The sequence below is a fragment of the Burkholderia sp. HI4860 genome (assembly GCF_002223045.2).
In the GTDB taxonomy this organism is placed as follows: Bacteria; Pseudomonadota; Gammaproteobacteria; order Burkholderiales; family Burkholderiaceae; genus Burkholderia.
Genome location: NZ_NKFO02000005.1, coordinates 635,347 through 657,097, shown reverse-complemented (window position 1 = coordinate 657,097; position 21,751 = coordinate 635,347). Strand labels below are relative to the sequence as shown.

General features: G+C 63.5%; 17 protein-coding genes. 6 read left to right on the top strand and 11 right to left on the bottom strand.

Annotation, left to right across the window (positions count from 1 at the left end):
• Positions 1-51: 51 nt before the first annotated feature.
• Complete coding sequence (locus tag CFB34_RS37020; RefSeq protein ID WP_089444616.1) at positions 52-993, bottom strand: LysR family transcriptional regulator; 942 nt, start codon at positions 991-993, stop codon at positions 52-54.
• A 299-nt stretch (positions 994-1,292) separates the two neighbouring features.
• Positions 1,293-2,591 carry an adenylosuccinate synthase gene (locus tag CFB34_RS37015; RefSeq protein ID WP_089444615.1) on the bottom strand — a complete coding sequence of 433 codons (1,299 nt, stop codon included), beginning with the start codon at positions 2,589-2,591 and terminating at the stop codon, positions 1,293-1,295.
• A 139-nt stretch (positions 2,592-2,730) separates the two neighbouring features.
• On the opposite strand from CFB34_RS37015, the gene gcvA reads away from it, so the two are divergent.
• The gene (gene gcvA, locus CFB34_RS37010) at positions 2,731-3,636 is read left to right on the top strand and encodes a transcriptional regulator GcvA (protein ID WP_089444614.1); all 906 of its coding nucleotides are present in this window, start codon (positions 2,731-2,733) and stop codon (positions 3,634-3,636) included.
• 177 nt (positions 3,637-3,813) lie between these two features.
• Here gcvA and CFB34_RS37005 read toward each other — a convergent pair whose 3' ends face one another.
• Positions 3,814-4,122, bottom strand: coding sequence for a hypothetical protein (locus CFB34_RS37005; RefSeq protein WP_046547226.1), 309 nt, complete (start codon positions 4,120-4,122; stop codon positions 3,814-3,816).
• A 2,608-nt stretch (positions 4,123-6,730) separates the two neighbouring features.
• On the opposite strand from CFB34_RS37005, the gene CFB34_RS37000 reads away from it, so the two are divergent.
• Positions 6,731-8,047 carry a replication initiation protein gene (locus CFB34_RS37000; RefSeq protein WP_089444613.1) on the top strand — a complete coding sequence of 439 codons (1,317 nt, stop codon included), beginning with the start codon at positions 6,731-6,733 and terminating at the stop codon, positions 8,045-8,047.
• A 94-nt stretch (positions 8,048-8,141) separates the two neighbouring features.
• Here the strand turns inward: CFB34_RS37000 and CFB34_RS36995 are convergent, their stop codons facing one another.
• From CFB34_RS36995 to CFB34_RS36980, 4 genes are all read right to left on the bottom strand, one after another.
• Positions 8,142-9,173, bottom strand: a complete 1,032-nt coding sequence (locus tag CFB34_RS36995; RefSeq protein WP_089444612.1) for a ParB/RepB/Spo0J family partition protein — start codon at positions 9,171-9,173, stop codon at positions 8,142-8,144.
• A complete protein-coding gene (locus CFB34_RS36990; protein WP_089430033.1) occupies positions 9,166-9,861 on the bottom strand; it encodes a ParA family protein in 696 nt (231 codons plus the stop codon). The genes CFB34_RS36995 and CFB34_RS36990 overlap by 8 nt, the downstream gene beginning before the upstream one ends.
• 1,886 nt (positions 9,862-11,747) lie before the next feature.
• Entirely contained in the window at positions 11,748-12,338 is a 591-nt protein-coding gene (locus CFB34_RS36985; RefSeq protein WP_256979888.1) for an AraC family transcriptional regulator, read from the bottom strand.
• Positions 12,254-13,378, bottom strand: a complete 1,125-nt coding sequence (locus tag CFB34_RS36980) for an MBL fold metallo-hydrolase (protein WP_089444611.1) — start codon at positions 13,376-13,378, stop codon at positions 12,254-12,256. The genes CFB34_RS36985 and CFB34_RS36980 overlap by 85 nt, the downstream gene beginning before the upstream one ends.
• 83 nt (positions 13,379-13,461) lie before the next feature.
• Here CFB34_RS36980 and CFB34_RS36975 point away from each other — a divergent pair, with 83 nt between their 5' ends.
• Positions 13,462-14,115, top strand: coding sequence for a TetR/AcrR family transcriptional regulator (locus CFB34_RS36975; protein WP_089444610.1), 654 nt, complete (start codon positions 13,462-13,464; stop codon positions 14,113-14,115).
• A gap of 198 nt (positions 14,116-14,313) precedes the next feature.
• Entirely contained in the window at positions 14,314-14,805 is a 492-nt protein-coding gene (locus CFB34_RS36970; RefSeq protein ID WP_089444609.1) for an NAD(P)H-dependent oxidoreductase, read from the top strand.
• Between the two features lie 112 nt (positions 14,806-14,917).
• Here CFB34_RS36970 and CFB34_RS36965 read toward each other — a convergent pair whose 3' ends face one another.
• On the bottom strand, positions 14,918-15,502 hold the full coding sequence (locus CFB34_RS36965; RefSeq protein WP_089444608.1) for a DUF2889 domain-containing protein: 585 nt from the start codon (positions 15,500-15,502) through the stop codon (positions 14,918-14,920).
• 728 nt (positions 15,503-16,230) lie between these two features.
• Between CFB34_RS36965 and CFB34_RS36960 the strand changes: the two genes are divergently transcribed.
• Positions 16,231-16,896: a ProQ/FinO family protein gene (locus tag CFB34_RS36960; RefSeq protein WP_089444607.1), complete on the top strand. Its 666-nt coding sequence runs from the start codon at positions 16,231-16,233 to the stop codon at positions 16,894-16,896.
• 501 nt (positions 16,897-17,397) lie between these two features.
• A complete protein-coding gene (locus CFB34_RS36955; protein WP_089444606.1) occupies positions 17,398-18,459 on the top strand; it encodes a DMT family transporter in 1,062 nt (353 codons plus the stop codon).
• Between the two features lie 205 nt (positions 18,460-18,664).
• Here the strand turns inward: CFB34_RS36955 and CFB34_RS36950 are convergent, their stop codons facing one another.
• The 3 genes from CFB34_RS36950 to CFB34_RS36940 form a co-directional block, all read right to left on the bottom strand.
• Positions 18,665-19,090: a TOBE domain-containing protein gene (locus CFB34_RS36950; protein WP_089444605.1), complete on the bottom strand. Its 426-nt coding sequence runs from the start codon at positions 19,088-19,090 to the stop codon at positions 18,665-18,667.
• A 189-nt stretch (positions 19,091-19,279) separates the two neighbouring features.
• A complete protein-coding gene (locus tag CFB34_RS36945) occupies positions 19,280-20,779 on the bottom strand; it encodes an efflux transporter outer membrane subunit (RefSeq protein WP_089444604.1) in 1,500 nt (499 codons plus the stop codon).
• On the bottom strand, positions 20,776-21,750 hold the full coding sequence (locus tag CFB34_RS36940; protein ID WP_089444603.1) for an HlyD family secretion protein: 975 nt from the start codon (positions 21,748-21,750) through the stop codon (positions 20,776-20,778). The genes CFB34_RS36945 and CFB34_RS36940 overlap by 4 nt, the downstream gene beginning before the upstream one ends.
• Position 21,751 lies beyond the last annotated feature (1 nt).

Here is a 21,751-nt window from a genome sequence, read left to right as displayed (position 1 = left end):
TATTTGCGCGATTGATGCGCGACGTCGTACTCACATGCCGAAGGTTCGACGTCAGGACTTGCAGGAAGCATGCAGTGCGGCTTCGTCGGTGGCCAGCATTTCGGGCACGCATTCGCGCAGGAAATCGACGAACGTACGGATCTTCGCATCGAGATACTGGCGCGATGCGTACAGCGTGTAGACCGTCAGCTTCTGCAGCCGGTAGTCGGGCAGCACGCGCACCAGCGAGCCGCTCGCCAGCGCGGGCAATGCCGACGACATCGGCAGCGAACCGATGCCGAGGCCGGCGCGCAGCGCGGCGCCGAGTGCATCGGCGATGTTCACCTGGAAATCCGGCAACGGCAGGTCGAATGTCTCGGGGCCATCAGGACCGTCGAGGTGCCAGCGGTCGCGCGGAAACACGGGCGTGACGATCTGCAGGCACGCATGGCCGTCGAGCTCGCGCACCGTGCGCGGCGTACCGCGCTCCTTCAGATACGCGGGCGACGCACACAGCACGCTGTGCACCTCACCGAGCCGCTGCGACACAAGCCCCGAATCGGGCAACTCCGTCGCGCTCAACTGCAGCGACACGTCGTAACCTTCGTCGATGATGTCGGGCACGTGCTGCGATAGCGTCAGCTCGACCGCGACCGATGGATAGCGCTGCCGGTAGCGCACGACTGCGGGCACCACGTAGGCCTGGCCGAAGCTCGTCGTCGCGTGGACATGCAGCCGCCCGGACGGCTTTGCCTGTGCGTCGGCCGCCTCGGCTTCCGCTTCGTCGATATAACCGAGGATGCGCTGGCAGCGGTCGAGATAGCGCTGCCCGGCGTCGGTCAGCGCGATGCGGCGCGTGCTGCGGTTGAGCAGGCGCGTGCGCAGGTGCGTTTCGAGCTGCGCGACCGACCGCGATGCGTAAGCCGTCGTGATATCCAGGCGCTGGGCTGCGCTCGTGAAGCTGCCCTCTTCCGCCACCCGGACGAAAATGCGCATCATCTGTAACGTGTCCATCGACCTGTCCCCGGGATTGAGATCACGTCGCGCCACCGCGCGGCCATGGTGCCGGCAGCGCCGGCGCAGGCCGGTCTGGCGCGAATTGTGCGGAACAGTACAGTAGCAGTGCAGACGTGTCCAGTTCGCCGTATGCGGCGTGATCCGGACGCCGAATCGTGTCGCCGAGCCGCCGTGCACACGGTGTCCGGATCGCGCGCATACGCGCCCCGTCGCACCGGCGCACGACCGGCATCGGATCGGCAAAAACTACCCGCCAACCGCGATGCCGCCACGCGATTCACGGCATGTACGACGTATCAGGCCGCGGCGGCCGCCTCGAACGGATGACGCAACACGATCGTGTCGTCGCGCTCCGCGCCGGTCGTGATCATCGATACCGGTGCGCCGGCGACCGCTTCGACGCGCGCAATGAAATCCTGCGCGGCGCGCGGCAGCGCCGCACGTTCACGTGCCCCCTTCACGGAGCCGCGCCAGCCGTCGAACCGCTCGTACACGGGTTTCGCTCGCGACTGTGCATCGAGGCTCGCCGGCAGGTGATCGACCCGCACGCCATCGAGTTCGTAGCCGACGCACAGCTCGATCGACTCGAAACCGTCGAGCACGTCGAGCTTGGTGAGCGCCAGCGAATCGATGCCGGAGATCCTGACGGCCTGACGCAATTGCGCGGCGTCGAGCCATCCGCAGCGGCGCGGCCGGCCGGTATTCACGCCGAACTCCTGCCCGCGCGCACGCAGCGTTTCGCCGGTCGCGTCGGACAGCTCGGTGAGGAACGGGCCGCCGCCGACCCGCGTCGCATACGCCTTCGTGACGCCCAGCACGTGGCCGAGCTTCGACGCACCGAGCCCGGTACCGGCCGCCGCCGCCGAGGCAACGGTGCCGGACGACGTCACGAACGGGTACGTGCCCCAGTCGATGTCCAGCATCACGGCTTGGGACCCTTCGAACAGGATGCGCTCGCCGCGGTCGGTCGCGTCGTTGAGATCGGCCCAGACGGGGCGCACGAACGGCAGGATCCGCGGCGCAAGGTCGACCAGCGTCGCCAGCATCGCGTCACGGGAATACTCGTCGAGCCCCAGGCCACGGAACCACGCGTTGTGATGGTCGACGAGCACATCCAGCTTGGCGGCGAGCTGGCCCGGTTCCGCGAGATCGCCGACCCGCAGCCCGCGACGCCCGACCTTGTCCTCGTAGGCCGGGCCGATCCCGCGCAGCGTGGTGCCGATCGGCTCGCGGCGCAGACGCTCCTGAGCCTGGTCGATCGCGCGGTGGATCGGCAGCACCAGCGTTGCGTTCTCGGCGATCGACAGGTTGTCCGGCGTCACCGACAGCCCGAGCTCGGCCATCCGCCCGATTTCCGCGAGCAGCGCTTCCGGATCGAGCGCCACGCCGTTGCCGATCACGCCGCGCTTGCCGCGCACGACACCGCTCGGCAGCAGCGCAAGCTTGTACGTCTTGCCGCCCACGACCAGCGTATGACCCGCGTTATGGCCGCCGTTGTAGCGTGCAACGAGATCGGCCTGTGCCGCCAGCCAGTCCACGACACGCCCCTTACCTTCGTCGCCCCATTGGGCGCCCACGACCACCACGTTCGGCATGCTCCGCACTCCATGTGAGAAATTCAGACAATCGTTCGGCCGAGCCGGCCGTTTGTGTGCCATATTGGCGAAGCTTGAGCACCCGATCAAACGATTAAACCTGAACCATCGTGTGAGTAAATATCATACGAAAGATGCAATGGCCCGACGACTCCCTCCGCTGAATTCGCTGCGCGCGTTCGAAGCCGCCGCGCGTCTCGGCAGCTTCACGCTGGCCGCGGACGAACTGTGCGTGACCCACGGCGCGATCAGCCGGCACGTACAACAGCTGGAAGCCTGGCTCGGGCGGCCGCTGTTCGAGCGCCATAACCGGCGGGTCGAGCTGACCGACTCGGGTCGCGCGTATCTCGCCGAGGTCGGCGCGTCGTTCGACCGGATCGCGCTCGCCACCGCGCAGCATTTCGGGCACGCGCAGCAGCGCGTGTTGCGCGTAAGCGCGCCTGCGACGTTTTCGTTGCGCTGGCTGGTGCCGAAGCTGTCCTCGTTCCAGGTCGCCCATCCGGCCATCGAGGTGCGGCTGTCGACGTCGAACGAGCCGATCGACAAACTGCGCGATAAGGTCGACCTGATCGTTCGCGGCGGCCCGCAGGCCATCGACGGTTACGTTGCCGAGGAATTCCTGTCCGAAGTCCGGCTGCCGGTGTGTGCGCCGAAGCTGCTGGAGGGCCGGCCGTTGCATACGCCTGCCGATCTGGCGGCCTTCACGCTGCTGCACGCTGCCACCTATCCCGGCATGTGGCCTGAATGGCTCGCGGCAGCCGGACAGCCGAATCTCGTGCCGCGCCACTCGCTCACCCTCGAGCATTTCTACCTGACGCTGCAAGGCGCACTCGACGGGCTCGGCGTCGCGATGGGTCCGATCGCGCTCGTCGCAGACGACATCGCAGAGGGGCGGCTGGTACAGCCGTTCAGCGAACCGGCACTGCCGCCGTGGCGCTACTTCACGTACGTGGCCTCGGCACGCGCGAACGACGATGCGGTGCGGGCATTCAAGGACTGGTTGAAGGTGGCGGGAAATACGGCCGCGCCGGGCGTGCGGAATTGACTGCGTCGGTGTGCGGAGCGCGCGCCAAGACAGACAGGAATACGAAACAAATAACGCAGGCGCCTGGATCGCGTTTGCCTTCGTCGATGCCGGGAATGCTGTATTCGATGTGCGCCGCGGAGCCGCGACGCACGCGGCAAGCCGCGGATCGAACCGTGGCTTGCCGCCGGACGGCGCTTACTGGCTAGCGCCGGCGGCTTTCTTCTCCGCGTTCTGCAGGTTCTGCGGATAGTTCGGATCATTGGCCGCGGGCTTGTAACCGGCGTCTTCGAGTTTCTTCAGCTCGGCGTTGTTCTTCGCACGCGCTGCCTTGTGCTCTGCCTTGCGTTGAGCCCGGGCCGCCTTGCGTGCCTGGCTCTTCGCTGCCTTCGCGTCCTGTGCCGCGGGTGCGCTGGCGTCGGTCTGCGCGAACGCAGGAACTGCCGAGCCGAACAGGAACGCAGCTGCGGTAGCAGCCAGCGTGAGTTTTCTGATCTGGATTTGCATCGCTGAACTCTCTTTTCTGGTTTATCGCGGATTGAAAGACCATCGAGATACCGCCCCTGCCCCGATCGGTTGTCATGCCGCGTTCGGGACCTGTGCATCATAACCGCGTCGCGAGAAATGTGGCGCCAACGTGAGAACGGAGTTGGGGATACACGTATGGGAGAAAACGTGGATGCCGGTCGACGGTCACGGACAGGACGAAGTGTGACGCACGTAGCGATCCGTGTGCCGATCGTGCTGCTGCGGCGACAGTAAGCGGTCGATGTACCCAGGATTCAGCGTGGAGGATGGACCATGTACGCGCGGTACCGTGCGAGGCGAGTTATCCACGACTGTTTCACAGGTGGTGTTGCCCGCATGCTCACGCCTGATGTGACTGTTATCAGGCCAGTCGCGATCACAGCATCAGCAGTCGAACTGTGTGCTGTGTTGCCAATCGACGCGGCTCAAGCGGCGGTTCCTCCCATAAACGACCACGATTCGGTTTTGCAGCGATCAAGGTATGCACGATTGCATCTCCACGGCGCACAGCATTCGCGATCCGGCAACCAATCGCCGCACTGTGATGCCGAGCGTTGCCTGAGCCGGTACAACGCGTCACCGCTTGGTCCTGTGGTCCGTATGACGAATGGTGTGAACACATTGCGTGCGGTGAAGACAATAGCGGGATTCACTTCACGGCTGCGCCGACGGTGCCGCATCGATGTCGCTGCGCTCGTCTGGTGACCGTGGCACATTGGGTTGCGATGTCGCGGCAACGCTTGTGAGCCGTCCGATTCTGCTCAGGAACGCATCGCGCACGTTGCGCGAGTCACAGGCTTTTCATTCCGCAGCTTGGGTTGCCCGGCGTCCCAGACGGGTGACGGTGCCAGCACAGCATGTCGATTCCTGTGGCCTTGCCTGATTGGTGAGCTTTTACAGGATTCAAAACTGTCGGAAGGTGAGCATGTTCGGGATCATCGCTCGAATTCGATTGCGGTGAGCTTCTTGGTTGCCCACATCTTCACGTTGGTTCGCGGCGTGCCCTGGATCGACCCAGGAGCCGGCGACGCGTGCCGACAGTGCGATCCACCCGGTTCATCTGCGGGAAGCCGTTCCAGGGCCTCTCCTCGTGGCCGAGGCGCACAGCATCGAAATTCGGTTGATGGCGCCAAAGGTAGAAAGTTGGAAGACCACCGAGGCAGACAAGCGAACGACACCTGTTTCCTCCGTACACGGTCCACAGGCTAAATTTGACGAGAGACGCGCGCGGGCGAACGGAAAAACTTGTCCATGGACAGCGAAGCATGAGTGCAAAAAACCCTTCGGCTGCCGTCCCGGATGATTTCAAACTGCTGTGAACGAAACCAGCGAGATTCGTGTTTCCGGATCGCTGATCTGCTTTTCGGGTCGACAACGGACGCAGTGGCGGTCACGGAGCCGCTTTTTGGATCCCATAAATGGGAACCTGTACCTGGAAACGGGGGCGTTTCCACCGTTTTTCTCCCATAGGTTTCTACGTTTCAGGCTCATGTGAGTGTGTACTCACCTTTCTTCGAAGCCTTGTCGGGCCTGAAGCCTGTGTAGAACAGGGCGCCAAGTCATTGTTTCCAGGCGCGAATCGAGGTGTTTAGATGCCAGGGACACCATAGACGGCTCCCATTGGTAGCGGTTTATGGGGTTCGTCTTTCTGTGGAAGCGCACGTGTGTTTACATCTTTTGTAAACCACGTTTACTTCTTTAACTACTTTTGGACGGCTCACAGCCTTATCTGACAAGGGTTTGAGGGATGTTCGGTACCCATTTATGGGAGCACAGGTGTAAGGGCTTGGGAGTTAAGGTCTGTGGATTTGGGGATTCGGGTACCGCGTTGTGGGGAATCGGGGTTGTGGATATGGGGCGAGCGTACCCGGTTATGGGAAATCGGCCCGGAAACGCATTGGGTAGTCGTCTATGGGGATGCCGGTGGGTAGCCTTTTATGGGGCGCCTTTTGGGATCCGTGAACGCCGGGTCGCACAGTGATTTTTCTCGGGTAGCCGGCTATGGGGCACCTCAAAGGTAGCCAGTTATGGGTCACATTTGGGGCGGCTCGATTGCCTTTCTCAAGGATTTTCTGCGGCACGCTCCCACGGACAGGATCGATGGGACAGACAGGTAACCTTTTATGGGGAAAACAATGGGTTGCCGTTTATGGGGGCGATGGTTGCCTTCAGGGCTGAAATCAGCGCAGGCATCGAAGCCGGAGCCTGTCGAAAGGTACCCTCCTGTGGGAATCGGTGAAGGTAGCAAGTTATGGGAAGAAACCTGGTCTGTGCTGCGGAGCACCACGAATTCACCCAACGATCCCGATTCTCCACATTTGCTTCCCATGGATGGTTACCTCGCCAAGGGCAAATCTCATGCCGGGTTTCCACGTCCGGGCATGAAAGGTAGCGGCTTGTGGGAAGCATTTTTGTCGAAAGGTAGCTGGATATGGGGTCCCGCACAAATCTTCTGATTGAGAATTTTCCTTTTATATCGGGAGGTTAGCGGAGACAGTGCAAGTAAAGCCGGAGCAAGGGCGTTGCTCCTCGGCGGGAAAAGGTATAAAGTCCGCACTCAACAAGGTCACCTTATCCGGACATTACGATGCCGCGCAAGCCCGCAAGCAAAGGCTCAGACAAACAGGTTTCACTGTTTCAGACACCCGAGCCTCCCGACTTGCTGCGCAAGGCGGTCCAGGCGATTCATATCGCGCCCAAGTCCGGAAAGATCGGCCTGCAGCAGCGCAAGATGTTCAGCTCGCTGATCAAGAACGCGCTTCGACAGGAGGCCTTCGAGCCAGGCCGGACGAGCTTCTCGATTTCGCTTGCGTCGCTTTCGCACGAGAGCGGGTTGAACAGCAACAATACGAAGTACGTGAAGGACACGGTCAACTCGCTGATCAGTACCGTCGTCAACTGGGACTATCTGGCCGCGGATCGGTCGACCGTCTGGAAAGCGTCGGGCCTGCTCGCCGGCGCGGAGCTCGAGCAATCGGTGCTGAAGTACAGCTTCTCCGACCAGATTCGCAGCGAGTTGCTCAACCCCGAGATCTACGCACTGATCGATATGCGGATCGCCCGCGAGTTCCGGCGGTCGCACTCGCTCGCGTTGTGGGAAAACACGGTGCGCTACGAGGGGATCGGCATCACCGCGAAGATCCCGCTGCCGAAATTTCGTGACCTCATTCTCGGCCAGGACAAGGCGTCGCAGTCGTACAAGGAATACAAGCTGTTCAAGAGCAAGGTCCTGGTGCCATGCATTCAGGAGGTGAACGAAGTTTCGGATCACACGCTCGAGTTGATCGAACACAAGTCCGGCCGGAGCGTGGAGGCGGTTCAGTTCAAGGTGACGCGCAAGCAGAGCACCGATACGGTGGAGGATGGCGACGTCAAGAATGAAGCGCTGGTCGAGGAGGTCGCGAAGTTCGGCATCCCGCGCTCGGAAGCGCGCCGGCTGATCACGCAATATGGCGTGCAGCGCATCAAGGCGGCGATTGCCTATACGCTCAATCGGACTACGAAGAAGAATGCGGCCCCGGTCGACAACGTGGCCGCGTATTTCCGCAAGGCGCTCACGCACGGCTACACGCTGTCCGACGGGCAGGGAACGGAAGCGTCGGCGCCGGCGAAGGAATCCGCGCAGAGCAAGCAGGAACAGATTCGCGACAAATATCTGGCGGCGAAGGTCGAGGAAGCCGGCGCGTATTTCCGCGAACTGGAGATCGACGACCAGACCAAGCTGATCGAGCGTTACAACGAGACGGTGGCAGGCTCGAAGGACCTGACGCTGTCGCCGAAGAAGAAGGCGAGCAAGCTCGCGCAGACCAGCTTCTTCCGATGGCTCGCGCTGGATACGTGGGGCGAACCGACCTCGGACGACTTGCTGGAATTCCTGCTGAAAAGCAGTCTCGCCAGCAACTGAACCAGGCCTCGCAGCCGGATGCGCGTCGCGCGCCGGACGTTGTCGTCCGGCTTCGTGGTGCAACGCGGATGCGAGGCCTTCTGCCTTTCGCGCGTTACTGTTGCGTGGTCGTTGCCAGTTCGGCAACGTACGCGTCGATGACGGTCTTGAGCTTGTCGGCGAGCGCTTCCTGATGCGATGCGTCGACGCCCTTGAGTTGCAGATCCAGACGCCCGTCCGGATAGGTTTTCAACTGGCCGATCGCTCGCGATTCGAGCGCGAAGTCATGGCGAACGCTGTAACGCGTACGTCCCGCTTTCTTGCTGCCGTCGCTTTGCGCACGCAGGAAATTCTCCAGATCACGAACCGACTTTTTCCGGTCGATCACGGCCGTTAGCAGCCGGTCGGCAGTCGGCTCGCCCAGGCGCTCGAAGATCAGCTTCAGGAAGTACGCCGCCTGCAGGCCGACCACGTCGTTCGCGCTCGCCATCCGTTCCAGGAGCGTGTTCGGGAGTGCGTTGAGCGACAGCGTCTTGCTGATCGATGCCTTGTCCTTGCCGATCTTTTCCGCCAGCGTGTTCTGGTCGGAAAAGACTTTCTCGTCGAGGAGACGCTTCCACGCGACCGCATCGTCGAAGATCGTCTGGCGTTCGTGGTCGTGGTTCGCGCGATACGCGATCGTGTAGAGCTGCTCCGGCGTGTGATCCGTGCGGAACGTGGCGTTGATGGTTTCATCGCCGTTGATGCTCGTCGCGCGGAGCCGGCGTTGTCCGTCGATCACCACGAGCTTGCCGGGAAACTCCGGGAGCCGCGTAACCTTGATCGGTTCGATCTGCCCTTCCCGTTTCAGCGTCAGGGCGAGCTCGTGCAGGCTCGACTCCGAGTAGAACACGCGCGGGTTGAACGGGTTCGGAATGCAATCCTTGACCAATACCTTCTGAGGCGCGCCAAGATCCGGTGCGCTGGCCGGCGTGGCCGCGGCCGGCCCGACGGCGGGCGCCGTTTCGCCGACGACGTTCGGTGCGGCCGCCGGTTCGGGCAGCCGCGTTTCGAGTGCCGCATTCTCCTGCGCGAGTCCGCGCAACAGGCCGGCTGCGAGATGCAGGTTGCCGGTCGGCTTCTTGTCTTTCGATGTGTCCTTAGCCATGGGCGGCTCCGGTAGCGCGCGTCGACGCGATGTATTGGGCCATTTCCGTGACCAGCTTTTCGATTTCCGCACGGGCTTCTTTCAGGCCCTTCAGATATCGATTGTGGTGATGGATCGTGGTGCCGAGCGCAAACGTCTGACGGTAGACCTCGCGCTGCGCGATCTGGCTGTCGAGCAGATGCTCCCCTATTTCTTCAGCCCTTAGAATTTTTAAAATTTCTTCACGCATTTTAGTTTTTCCATTAACGCTATTCAGCATTAATGCGGAAGAAAGATTTGGGTTACGGATGGATCGCATCGACTCGATCATGCGGATCATCGCGACCGTGCTGTAGAGATCGGCCGGCGACGGTGACAGCGGCACGAGGCAGAAGTCGGCGACTTCGAGTACGGAGGCGATTCGCGGGTCTTCGAGGTTGCCGGGGCAGTCGACCACGATCACGTCGAAGTTCGCGTCCTGTTTCTTGATCTCGCCGCCGATGCCGCGACCGGCAGGGGCCAGAGAGAGAACCGTCATCGGCAGCGTGTTCTCGCCGCTCGTCACCCACCGGACCGACGTGCCTTGAGGGTCGGCATCGATCAGCGCGACCTTGTTGCCGCCAGCTTCGAATGCAGCGGCGATATTGACGGAGATGGTTGTCTTTCCAGTCCCACCTTTTTGATTACTGACGGCGATCTTGAAAGCCATTAAATTCCTCCACGGAGTTTTGCGTAATATATGCAGTTATTATCAAAATGTCCAGAAAAGCCTTCGACGCGATGTATGTCTTAAGGATCGATGCGGTTGTCACGTGACAAGTGGGCCGAATGGCTAACGAGTCAGTCGTGATTGATGGTCGAGTAAAAATAAAATCGACGACCGAAATTGAAAAGCAAGTACGAGGATTGAGTAGAAATTCGATGAATCTCGATCTCAATGTCGATGGCTGCGTTGGCAAATGGAGACTGGGCGCTTGAGGTCGTGGTGGTTGCGGTAAAAATCACCACGATTTTCGTTAGTCGGTTCATGGCCGTCGCAAGGAAACCTGGTTGTCACGTGACAAGCAGCAGAGTTTTGCTCCTTCTCGACGTAATCCGGCTAGGTCATCCTTCGATTCCACTTAAAGCTACGGCGAGATCATTCGACGCTCGAAATCTGGCTTTTGGTTTGAACATGGGTGCTTCTGGCCAGATGAGTTGTCACGTGACAATCGGTTCGGAGCGGCAGGTCGCGTCGGTGCCGAATCGGCTCCAGGACGACTTGTCATCGGACTTCATAGTGCATGAGCGTATGGATCGCCAAAGAAGAGATTCGTATCGCGGCCCCGTCTCGACATGCAGTTTCTCGGGTGAACTGGCTGGGGCGTTGTCACGTGACAACTGAAGTGTTGTATCGGGGAGATTGAGTGCCGAAGCGACGGGTTGCGCCGTATATCTGGCGTGGCGCCTATGTCGAAGAGCCTCAGTCATCAATAGGTCCGCAGATATGGGGGGCTACATCGCTGACTATTCGCGATCACGTGCGAGAAGGAAGGCGCCGGTCAGCTTGCTGCGTTGTGCGCACGAGTGAGTATAACGGGCTTCACTGATATGGCCCCATTTAATTGGGATGGTCTGCCCTCCATTGCGAGTGTGCTGTGCGGAAGGGGAGGGGCTAGGGCTTGCCGCGGGATCCTTGGGTTGCGTGACCGGTACAGCCGAGAGCTTCTGCGCTGCAGCTATGCAAATGAGGCTGCGATTCGCAGCGAACTCGAGGGTTGATGGCCACATAGCAACTCAACCGGGCCGGATCGTGAAACATTTTCCAGAAATTCGGTGTTCGCAGAAATCCTTATCTGGCAATGGGTTGCGCTATATTCTTCATGTTGTTTCACGCAAAATCATCGAGATCAGCCCCGTAAATAGGGGCGCATGGTCATTTCGCATTGTTCGAGCCAGAGGCGATGTGAATACGGGTCATTTTGTAGTTTATGATACGTAAAATGTTGTATTTAAAACATATTCGGTCGATATCGATGCCGAGACAAATCGAACTGAGGCGAATCAGATGCATCTGGGCAGGGCATCGAGCGCCTTCTTAGGCGCCTGCGTGGATCTAGCTGCGAGAGTTGTCACGTGACAACGCACACCCTCGCCGCGCAAATCGATGGTTCGCAGCGTGGCGCGAGATTCCCAGCATTGCAGCGTTTGTGGACGAGCGTCCGGAGGGTACTAAGACGACTTGGTTGCGGAGACAGCATAGTCCTCATCAAATCATCGATATGAGACGACTTGCCTCTAGCCAGTGAACACATGCGATTGCGGATACAGCTCCGACGCCGCGAAGCGCCCACGAACCGTTCGATACTTAGCTTGAATTCGCGGTGGGCTGTCGAGCAATCAATCCGGAGCTGGCAACAAGCGCGCATCTCGCTGCGCTCGTTTGGCTCAAGCGGGTCGCCCTTCACGCGTGAAGGGCCGACCCAAGCATTCCGCGGATACCTGCGCCGCCAGATCGTCGACCCACTCGTCGTAATGGGTCCGCAACCACTGGATCGCCCGCGACACGCGGTTGCCCTGGCTGCCGGGGGACGCTATCTGACGCAGATGGGCACCCTAGTCGCTCGTCAACAGACGGTAATAGATTTCCAGCTCGATGTACGGAGCGAGAACTGCGATGGCGTTCGAGTCATCCAGCAACGCCAGCAAGCGGTTCACCGCGTCGTAGAGCGGTTCGTTCATATCGCCGACAACGACGCCGCGGCCTGCCGGGGCTTCCTCGTGATCCGCTGCGACCAGCGCCATCAGTTCAGCCGTGACGCGAAAATCAAGCTTGAGCCCGATTCCGAGAAATGGCCTTTCGCGGCTGGCTTCGATGACCTGCATCGAACCGGGCAAGTCGAGGGACGTGATCAGAGAGCGGTTGGCGTCGCAGAGATACACGTCGCCGCTCTGAGTGGGCCGCATCGTGCCCTGGACGACGAGACCGAAGCTCGGCTCGACCATGCAGTTCATCGGCTGCGTTGTCGCCTCCCGTCGACGTGCGGGTACGCCGGCAACGCGCCTGTCGGAGTCGCGGCCTTGCCGCGCTCCGGGGAAAAATGGACGACGATCGGCGGGTTTTACTTCGTGGCCTGCGACGCGCAAAGCGTCCAGCGGCGCGATTTCGTCGCAACCGACGTCACGCGCTCGTCGACCGTGCGCCACCACCGCTCGCCGCGATGCGGTTCGTCGAGTGCGAGGCGCTCGCCCATCCTGGGCGTCGACAGATCGACGCCTCGCACGATTGCCAGTGCCGTGACGCGCTCGAACGGCTCCTGCCAGCGATGCATCGCGAGATCGAACGTGCCGTTGTGAATCGGGACCAGCCAGCGTCCGCGCAAATCGATGTGCGCCTGCACGGTCTCTTCCGGCTGCATGTGCACATACGGCCATTGCGCGTCGTATGCGCCTGTTTCGATCAGCGTGACATCGAACGGCCCGAGGCGCTCGCCGATCGTCCGGAAACCGTCGAAGTAACCGGTGTCGCCGCTGAAGAACACGCGCAAGTCGTCGTCGACGATCACCCAGGACGCCCACAGCGTGCTGTTGCCGTCGAACAGGCTGCGTCCGGAAAAGTGCTGGGCAGGGGTCGCGGTCAACGTCAGGCCGGCCACGTCGACGCTTTGCCACCAGTCGAGCTGGCGAACTTTCTTCGCGTCGATGCCCCATTCGATCAGGCGGTCGCCGACCCCCAGCGTCGTCACGAACACGCCGGTGGTGGCCGCAAGCGCGAGCACCGTGTCGCGGTCGAGATGATCGTAGTGATCGTGCGACAGGATCACGCCGCGCAGCGGCGGGAGATCTTCAAGCGCAATCGGCGGCGCATGAAAGCGCTTCGGGCCGACGCGCCGAAACGGCGACGCACGCTCGGCAAACACGGGATCGGTCAGCCAGAATTCGCCGCGCAGCTTGAGCAGCAGTGTCGAATGTCCAAGCCGGTACAGGCTGCGATCGGGGGCCGCGTCGAGCGCCGCGCGCGTCAACGAATCGACGGGTAACAGCCCGGTGGGCACGGTATTGCGCGGCTTGTTGAACAACATGTTCCAGGCGATCCCGAACGTTTTGCCCAACCCCTCGACCGGACGGGGCGCGACATTGCTGAAGCGCTCGCCGTTGTGCTGCGGCGAGCCGCCAGACAGCGCGCGGCCGCGCCGGGCGGCCGCCAAACCCAGAATGCGATGAATCAAAACGAGAGGCGATGCCATGTCGGTTCGTCCGGAAGAGAAAGTATACTAAACAGTGTAGTTTATTTCTGGGATAAGTAAACTACCCGGTGTAAAATTTCTGAATGGATCCCAGTACTCCCCCTCAGCGCCTGACCGATCGAAAGCGCGCGGCCATCGTCGATGCGGCCATCGAGGAATTTCTCGCGTCCGGTTACGACGCGACCAGCATGGACCGCATCGCTGCGCGTGCAGACGTGTCGAAGCGCACGGTCTATAACCACTTCCCGGGCAAGGAAGCGCTGTTCGCCGCCATCCTGCAAAAATTGTGGGATGCGACGCGGACAGGCAGTTCGCCAACCTATCGTGCCGATGTGCCGCTGCGCGAGCAATTGCTCGCATTGCTGGATCGCAAAATGCGCCTGCTCAGCGACGAGGCATTTCTGTCGCTCGCACGCGTCGCGATCGGCGCGGCGATCCATTCGCCGGAACGTGCGCGTGACATGGTCGAGCGCCTCGGCGAACGCGAGGAAGACATGACGGTCTGGGTGCGGACGGCCGCGGCGGCCGGACGCCTGTCCGTCGCCGATCCCGTGTTTGCCGCGCATCAGTTGCACGGTGTCGTGAAAGCATTCGCGTTCTGGCCACAGATAACGATGGGCCAGCCGCCGCTCGCGGAGCCGGAGCAACAAAAAGTCGCTGAATCCGCCGCCGACATGTTTCTCGCGTACTACGCGCAGCCGGAACATGCCGACGCATTGCGCGGCGTAACGGACTGACCGTATGTGTATCCGGTCGAACTCGCGCGAATCGAACCTGGCGCAACGCGCATGATCGATGCGTGCCTCGCACCGGCGAACGGGCAAGCCGGCAGATCCTCGGCTGCGAACGCTGGGTTGCCTCATCGGACCTCTGGCCATTCCGCGGAAATCGGCGACGCCGTCAACGCACCTGAAACCGAACGTGAGTCACGACGAATGAAGACGCTGTTGATCGTCTATCACACGATGACCGGAGGCACGCAACAGATGGCCGAAGCGGCCGCCGGCGCTGCGCGCGAGCAAACCGGCGTCGACGTGAGGCTGCTGCGCGCCGATGCGACGAGCGCGGACGACGTACTGGCCGCCGACGCCTATCTGTTCGCAACGCCGGAGAATCTCGCGGCAATGTCCGGGCTGATGAAGGATTTCTTCGACCGCTGTTACTACGCGGTGCTCGATCGCGTGAACGGCCGCCCGTATGCGGTGATGATCTGCGCGGGAAGCGATGGGCAGAACGCGCTGCGCCAGATCGACCGGATCGCGACCGGATGGCGGTTGAAGAACGTGGCGCCGGGCCTGATCGTCTGTACCCACGCGCAGACGCCGGAGCGCATCCTCGCGGCGAAGACGATCGACGGCGACGATCTCGCGCGCTGCGCGGAATTGGGCGCCGGGCTTGCAGCGGGGCTCTCACTAGGCGTTTTTTGATCGCCGGCGCTGCAACTGCGATGGCCGGTCGACGCACGATCATGCATGCGACGTGCGCGTCCTCGAGCGGCAACGACCGTATGGTGCGCGGGACTGGCCGAATGCCCGGCCCTTAGCTGCCCTTTGCCGCCTCGGAAGGCCGGTGATATTCGGGCCAAAGACGTTTCACGAGATCGCGCGATGCGCCATAGGCATGGCAGCTGTCGATCTTGAGCGGTTTTCCGTCGCTGTCGCGCGCCTCGAGCGACGACTTCCGCATGCCGACCATCGTCTGATAGGCCGTGGTGGCGATCGGGCCGAGCAACTCCTTCAGGTGCGTGCACGTATCGCAGGACGGCAGGCGCTTGCGAATCTCGCTGTTCCAGCCCGCGCCGATGCTCAATCCGACGAGCGCCTGCAGCGAGTCGCCGCCGCCCGGGCACTGCGCATACGGATGCGACCGGAGGAACGTGGACACGGCGCGCACGACCATGTCGGCGTCGAAGACCAGCGTCACGCCGAGGTCGTGGATCGGCGACAGCGCAGCCACCGTGCGTGTGCCGCCCGGCGGCGTGAAATCAAAGGTTTTGCGGTCCGCGAGGCAGGCCGTTACTTCGAACCGGCCGTCGCTGCGCCGATAGCCGCGCATGTCGATTTGCCGATGGTGAATCTCCTCGCGCGTGATGCCTTCGTGCGGGATGTCGTTTGGGGGAACCATCTCTGTGCTCCGTTTCGTGCAACCGGTTCGTTCTTTTGCAGGCAAGCGGGATGTCGGTGGGGCGCCGGTCGGACGCGGCGAAACGGGCCGACGCACGCTGCCGACGACATCGATCCGACCATACTACGCACTTTTCGGCCTCTTCGTGCGCCGCGGGATGGGTGCGGACGCAACGAGTCGTGTGCGGGCACCGATGCTGTCGAACGGGTACGGCACTTGCGCCGCTCCATCGCCGTGATCGTCGATTCGCACGCAGCCGACGCCGCTGCCCGGGATGCAAAATCGCAGCCGGGGCCGAGACGCACGGGTGCGGCGGGATCACGTTCGACGTCCCGAGGCGGAATGCCCCGTGTCGGGCGTCGAGCGGTGCCGCCGGGGCAATCGCAGCACGGAAAACGGCCCCGATTCCAGCCAACGAGCGTGAACGGCGTGACTTCCGGAAACGTATCCATATAATGCGCAACACGACCGCACGGACGCATTTCCGGTACCCCGAATCGGGCCAACGCAGACCAGTGAGTCAACCGGCCGCCGCGCGTACCGGTATACTTCCACTCCTGCCTTGTCCGGCATCGTGGCCGGGTGCCTGAAAACAGAGTGGCGTGCGCGATGCGGCCCCGTAGTGTTCCGCATCGGTGGCAGACGGGTCGCACGCATGGCGGCGACGCTTGTGCGCCGCGCGGCATGGCCGCACGAACCACACCTTATATTCCTGGTGGATTGAATTTATGGGTTTTGAACAACTTGCCGAATTGCGGGCGCAGCTCGCAGCGAAGGCCAAGCAGGAGCGCAACGCGAAGCGGCCGGCAGCGCCGGCGGACACCGGCGCGAAGCCGAAGTCCGGCGACCAGCCGCAGCGTGGCGCCAAGCCGGCTGCGGCCGGCGGCAAAGCGGCGCACCGCGCGAAGCCGGCTTCGGCGAAGCCGGCGGCGCCGGTCGATCCGGTCATCGTTGCGATCGGCAAACTGCAGCGTAAGTTTCCACGTGCGTTCCCGAAGAATCCGGCCCCCAAAGTGCCGCTCAAGGTCGGTATCTGGGACGACCTCGCCCGTGAAGCACAGGCCGTCGGGCTCAACGAAGCCGAACTGCGTGAAGCGATGTCGACGTGGTGCCGTGGCAACCGTTACTGGTCGTGCCTCGTCGAAGACGCGGTGCGGGTCGATCTGCAGGGTAACGAAGCAGGGCGCGTCACGCATGACGACGCAGCGCGGGCACGCCGCCTGAAGGCTCGTCGCCCCGGCAACAAGGGCGCGGGGCAATCGGCCAAGGGCGCGCCCCAGCAGCCGAAGGCCGAACAGCCCGCCGAGGCCGCCGCAGAGCCGCAACCGGCAAACGTGGAAGCGCAAGCCGACGCAGCGCCGCAGGTCGAGCAGCAAACGGCCGGAAACGCGTAATCCGCACCGCGCCGCTGCATACCGCACGGCGCTTTCCCGCACGCACATCGCGTGCGGTGGATGACCCGACAGACTGACCTGCCTCGATCGAGGCAGGTCAGGACTGCTCCCTCCGGTGCTCGACGTGCCGGGCTCTCATCTATCCCACCTCGAACAGACCACGCGACCGGACGAAGAAAGTTCGCCGATCGGTGCTGCACGCGCGTTGTTTCGACGTTATCGTTTGCGCATGAACGGTACGCATGCCGCGAATGCGGCAACGCTTCGTTCGATTAATTCGTTTTCCTAAAGTAACGGCGTGCGGAAACGGTCGACTGGCGCGTGGACGATCGCACTCGGTCACCGTGACATGATGACGCGCGATAATCTCGTCGATGTCGTCAGGTCGCACGCAAGCTCGCCGGCTGCCATGCAGCTTTCATTGCGAAAGGGGCGAAAAGCCCACCGCGACGCAACCCGCTGCGACGGCCAGCGCCTTTCAACGTCAATTCGAACCGAATCATGCACTCGAGACATTCCGCGATTCTCGTCGCGCTCACCGCTGCCGCGCTGTTCGGCGCCGCAACACCGCTCGCCAAGGCGCTGATCGGCGCGATGTCGCCGTTCATGGTCGCCGGCCTGTTCTATCTCGGCAGCGGCGTCGGGCTCGGTATCGGGATCCTGCTTCGCCGCCTGCACAACCGGCATGCGACGACCGCCGACGCCGCGCCGCTGCAGCGTGCAGACCTGCCTTGGCTGGCCGGCGCGATTGCGGCGGGCGGAGTGGCCGGCCCGGCGTTGCTGATGCTCGGGCTGTCGAGCACGCCAGCAGCGACGAGTGCGTTGCTGCTCAATCTCGAGGGCGTGCTGACGGCCGTCATCGCGTGGGTCGTGTTTCGCGAGAACGTGGATTCGCAGGTGTTCCTCGGGATGGTCGCGATCGTCGCCGGAGGCACGCTGCTGTCGTGGACGCCGGGCCACGCAGGCGTGCCGGTCGGCGCGTTGCTGATCGTCGGCGCCTGCCTGTGCTGGGCGGTCGACAACAACCTGACCCGCAAGGTGGCCGCAAACGATGCGATGGTCATCGCGTGCGCGAAGGGGCTGATCGCCGGCCCCGTGAACATCGGCATCGCGCTGGCGACCGGCGCGACGCTGCCGGCTGTCCCGGTCACGGCTGCCGCGATGCTGACGGGGCTCGGCGGCTACGGAATCAGCCTCGTGCTGTTCGTCGTCGCACTGCGTCATCTCGGCAGCGCGCGGACGGGCGCATATTTCTCGATCGCGCCGCTGTTCGGCGTCGTGCTGTCGCTGCTGATCTGGCCCGCGCTGCCGCCCGCGACGTTCTGGATCGCTGCCGTGCTGATGGCGCTCGGCATCTGGCTGCACGTTCGCGAACGGCATGAACACACGCACACCCACGAGCCACTCGAGCACACGCATCGGCATCGGCACGACGAACATCACCTGCATGCGCACGATTTTGCGTACGACGGCAACGAACCGCACACGCATCCGCACGTGCATCTGCCGATCACGCACAGCCACGCGCATTTTCCGGACATTCATCACCGGCACCGGCATTGAGCGCGTCATGACCAGCAGGCGATACGGTGCGCAAGGTAACCGTTTATGGGGCGTGCGGCGCATCGCGCGCGCATCTGTTTGCGGCGCCCCGTTGCCGAGCGTGATCGATCGCGGTGGTCATCGTACGCATCCGACCGGTAGCCGCACGGCGTGATTCGTGTGAATGCGCGGTGCCAGACGGATCGCCATCGCGATCGTCACGCGCTCATTCGACGCCGACGATCACGCTCGATGCCTTGAAGATCGCGGACGCAGCCGTGCCGCTTGCGAGGCCGAGGCGATCGACGCTGTCGTTGGTGACGATCGCGACGATTTCGGCGCCGCCCGCGGCCTGGATCACGACTTCCGAATTGACCGCGCCTTTCGCAACGGACGATACGGTGCCCGCGACGCAGTTGCGGGCCGACACCTTGCTGCTGTCGACGTCGACCATCACGATCACCGACGACGCCTTCACGAGCGCGAATGCCTTCGAGCCGGCCGCGAGGCCCAGCGAAGCCGCACTGCCGTGGGTGATCACGGCGACGATGTCGAGGCCGTCCTGCGTGCGGAGCGTGATTTCGTCGTTGACGGCACCGGTCTTGACGGCGCTGACCTGGCCGGCGAAATGATTGCGGGCGCTGGTTCGCATGATGGATCTCCGGGTGGATGCCGCTACCTGTTCGACAGCGGAAGATGAATGGAAATGCATCGGCCAGTTTACCGTCAACGTGGGTGTTCGTCGTCCTTCCGGCGCGATGGCGCGAATCAGGAAAGCCCGCCGCCGCCGAGCGTTTCCCCAGGTGCGCGTGATGTACTGAAGATAACAGCGCTGCCGTAATTACTCGCTGGTCGCGGGTGTCGGGGCGGTGCGCGTGGTGGCGGGACGGGCGTCCGGAGCGGCCGTCGTACCGTCGTCATCCCACCCCCCGCCGAGCGCGAGGAAGAGCCGAACCTGGTCGGTCGCGACCTGGCCTTCGGCTGCCGCCACCTGCGCCTGCGCGCTCGTCAGCGTGCGCGTCGCGTCGAGATCGGAGATGAACGACTCGCGGCCGGCGAGATAGAGGCGATGTGTTTCGTCGGCGGAATTGCGAGCCGATTCATACGCCGTACGCAGCGCTTCCGTGCGCTGCACGTCGGCCGCATAGGTCGCGAGGCTCGACTGCGTTTCGCGCAGCGCGTTCAGCACGACGCCGTCGAAGTGCGCGAGCGCGCCACCTGTTGCGGCTTCGGCCTCGCGTACGCGCGCACGCTGGCCGTTGACCGGGAACGACCAGCTGATCAGCGGGCCGAACGACCAGCGATTCGTCGTGGACGAGAACAGGTCGGCGGCGACACCGACCGAGCCGGCCGACGCACCGATGCTGATCGACGGGTACAGCGCGGCGGTCGCCACGCCGATCCGCGCGGTCGCGGCCGCGAGTTGCCGCTCGGCTGCGCGCACGTCGGGGCGACGGCGCAGCAGCGCGGCGCCGTCGCCGATCGGAATCGGCTGGCGCAGCCTCGGCAGGCGCTCGCATTCGGCAACGGCCTTCGGCAGGTCGGCTGGCGAACGTGCGAGCAGCGCGGCGAGCTGGTATTGCGCAACCTTGCGGCGGCCTTCGAAGCGTGGGATATCGGCGGCGAGGGTGCGCACCTGCGTCACGCCGCGCGTCACGTCGGTCTGGTTGCCGCGCCCGGCATCGCGCAGCCGCTGCGATAGCGCGACGCGCTGCTTCTGCAGCGCGAGCGACTGCTTCGCGACAGCCAGCTCGTCGCCGGCCGAGCATGACTCGACGTACGCACGCACGACGTCGGCGACGACCGTGATGCGCGCCAGGTCGCCGGCGGCCCTGACGGCTTCGCTGTCCGCGCGCGCGGCTTCGACGCCGCGCCGCAGCTTGCCGAACAGGTCGATCTCGTACGACACGTTGATGCCGACCGCGCCTTCGTTGACGACCGGCAGCTTGTTCTCGAGCAGGTATTGCTCGGCCGACTCCTGGGCGCGCTGCACGGCGGCTTCCGCGCGGCCCGAGAAGCCGCCCTGCTGGCTTGCGACTTCCAGCGCCGCGCGCGAGCGCGCGAGGTTGGCCGCGGCGACGCGCAGGTCGGTGTTCGACTTCAGTGCATCGCGCACGAGCCCGTTGAGGACGGGGTCGTCGTAGAGCTGCCACCAGTTGCCGGGCACGGCGTCGCGCGACACGAGCGTGCCGTTCGCATCGTCGAGCGCATGGTTCGCGAGCGGCGCATTCACGTACGCCTGCTGCGGCAGCGTGTAATCGGGGCCGACTGACTTGCACGCGCCGAGTGCGAGCGCAAGCGGCGCGAGCGTCGCGGCGAGGCGCAGACCGTGCCGCTTCATTGCGATGCTCCTGCCGCGCTGGCGGCCGTGCCGGAAGCCGCCGATACCGGCGCGACGACCGACGACGCGCCGGCCACCGGCTTCGCCTGGTCGTTGCGGCGCGTGTCGGCTTCGCGCATCGAGACGGTCGCGGTACGGCCCGCGATCATCCGGAAATCGTCGGGCACTTCGTCGAGCACGACGCGCACCGGCACGCGCTGCGCGAGCCGCACCCAGCTGAATGCCGGGTTCACGTTCGGCAGCAGGTTCGCGCCCTGCGTGCGGTCGCGATCCTCGATCGCGGCGACGATGCTCTGCACGTGGCCGCGCAGCGCACGCGGCTCGCCCATCACGATGATGTCGACCTGCTGGCCGATGTGGATGCCGCGCAGCTTGGTTTCCTCGAAGTAGCCGTCGACGCGGAACGAATTGCGGTCGACGACCGACAGCACCGCGCGGCCGGCCGGCACGTATTCGCCGACACGCGGCGCGCGGTCGTTCAGGTAGCCGTCTACGGGACTGACGATCGTCGTGCGCTGCAGGTTCAGCTTCGCGGTGTCGAGCGACACCTGTGCATCGGCGACGGCGGCTTCGCCCTGTTCGACGCGCGTGCGGCTTTCCTCGACCTGCTCGCTCGCGACCAGGTTGCCGAGCTGCAGGTTGCGGGCGTACTCGCGCTTCGCCTGCGCGAGCGTCGCGCGGCGCTGCGCGAGCGTGGCTTCGGCGAGCCGCTCCGCGAGCGTGTAGCGGGCCTGGTCGATCACGAACAGCACCTGGCCGCGCTTGACCTCCTGGTTGTCGGCGACCTGCACCGACGTGATGAGGCCCGCCACGTCCGGCGCGACCTGGATCACGTCGGCGCGCACGTGACCGTCGCGGGTCCACGGCGAGAACATGTAGTAGTTGACGATGCGCCACAGCACGACGGCAGCCACGACGACGACGATCAGGGTGAGCAGGATTTGCCCTGCCGAGAGCCAGGTTTTTTTCACG

Bases quoted from the DNA above. Each gene is read 5' to 3' on its own strand.
- CFB34_RS37020 (WP_089444616.1), bottom strand. From the start codon at position 993: ATGGACACGTTACAGATGATGCGCATTTTCGTCCGGGTGGCGGAAGAG.
- CFB34_RS37015 (WP_089444615.1), bottom strand. From the start codon at position 2,591: ATGCCGAACGTGGTGGTCGTGGGCGCCCAATGGGGCGACGAAGGTAAG.
- gcvA (WP_089444614.1), top strand. From the start codon at position 2,731: ATGGCCCGACGACTCCCTCCGCTGAATTCGCTGCGCGCGTTCGAAGCC.
- CFB34_RS37005 (WP_046547226.1), bottom strand. From the start codon at position 4,122: ATGCAAATCCAGATCAGAAAACTCACGCTGGCTGCTACCGCAGCTGCG.
- CFB34_RS37000 (WP_089444613.1), top strand. From the start codon at position 6,731: ATGCCGCGCAAGCCCGCAAGCAAAGGCTCAGACAAACAGGTTTCACTG.
- CFB34_RS36995 (WP_089444612.1), bottom strand. From the start codon at position 9,173: ATGGCTAAGGACACATCGAAAGACAAGAAGCCGACCGGCAACCTGCAT.
- CFB34_RS36990 (WP_089430033.1), bottom strand. From the start codon at position 9,861: ATGGCTTTCAAGATCGCCGTCAGTAATCAAAAAGGTGGGACTGGAAAG.
- CFB34_RS36980 (WP_089444611.1), bottom strand. From the start codon at position 13,378: ATGGCATCGCCTCTCGTTTTGATTCATCGCATTCTGGGTTTGGCGGCC.
- CFB34_RS36975 (WP_089444610.1), top strand. From the start codon at position 13,462: ATGGATCCCAGTACTCCCCCTCAGCGCCTGACCGATCGAAAGCGCGCG.
- CFB34_RS36970 (WP_089444609.1), top strand. From the start codon at position 14,314: ATGAAGACGCTGTTGATCGTCTATCACACGATGACCGGAGGCACGCAA.
- CFB34_RS36965 (WP_089444608.1), bottom strand. From the start codon at position 15,502: ATGGTTCCCCCAAACGACATCCCGCACGAAGGCATCACGCGCGAGGAG.
- CFB34_RS36960 (WP_089444607.1), top strand. From the start codon at position 16,231: ATGGGTTTTGAACAACTTGCCGAATTGCGGGCGCAGCTCGCAGCGAAG.
- CFB34_RS36955 (WP_089444606.1), top strand. From the start codon at position 17,398: ATGCACTCGAGACATTCCGCGATTCTCGTCGCGCTCACCGCTGCCGCG.
- CFB34_RS36950 (WP_089444605.1), bottom strand. From the start codon at position 19,090: ATGCGAACCAGCGCCCGCAATCATTTCGCCGGCCAGGTCAGCGCCGTC.
- CFB34_RS36945 (WP_089444604.1), bottom strand. From the start codon at position 20,779: ATGAAGCGGCACGGTCTGCGCCTCGCCGCGACGCTCGCGCCGCTTGCG.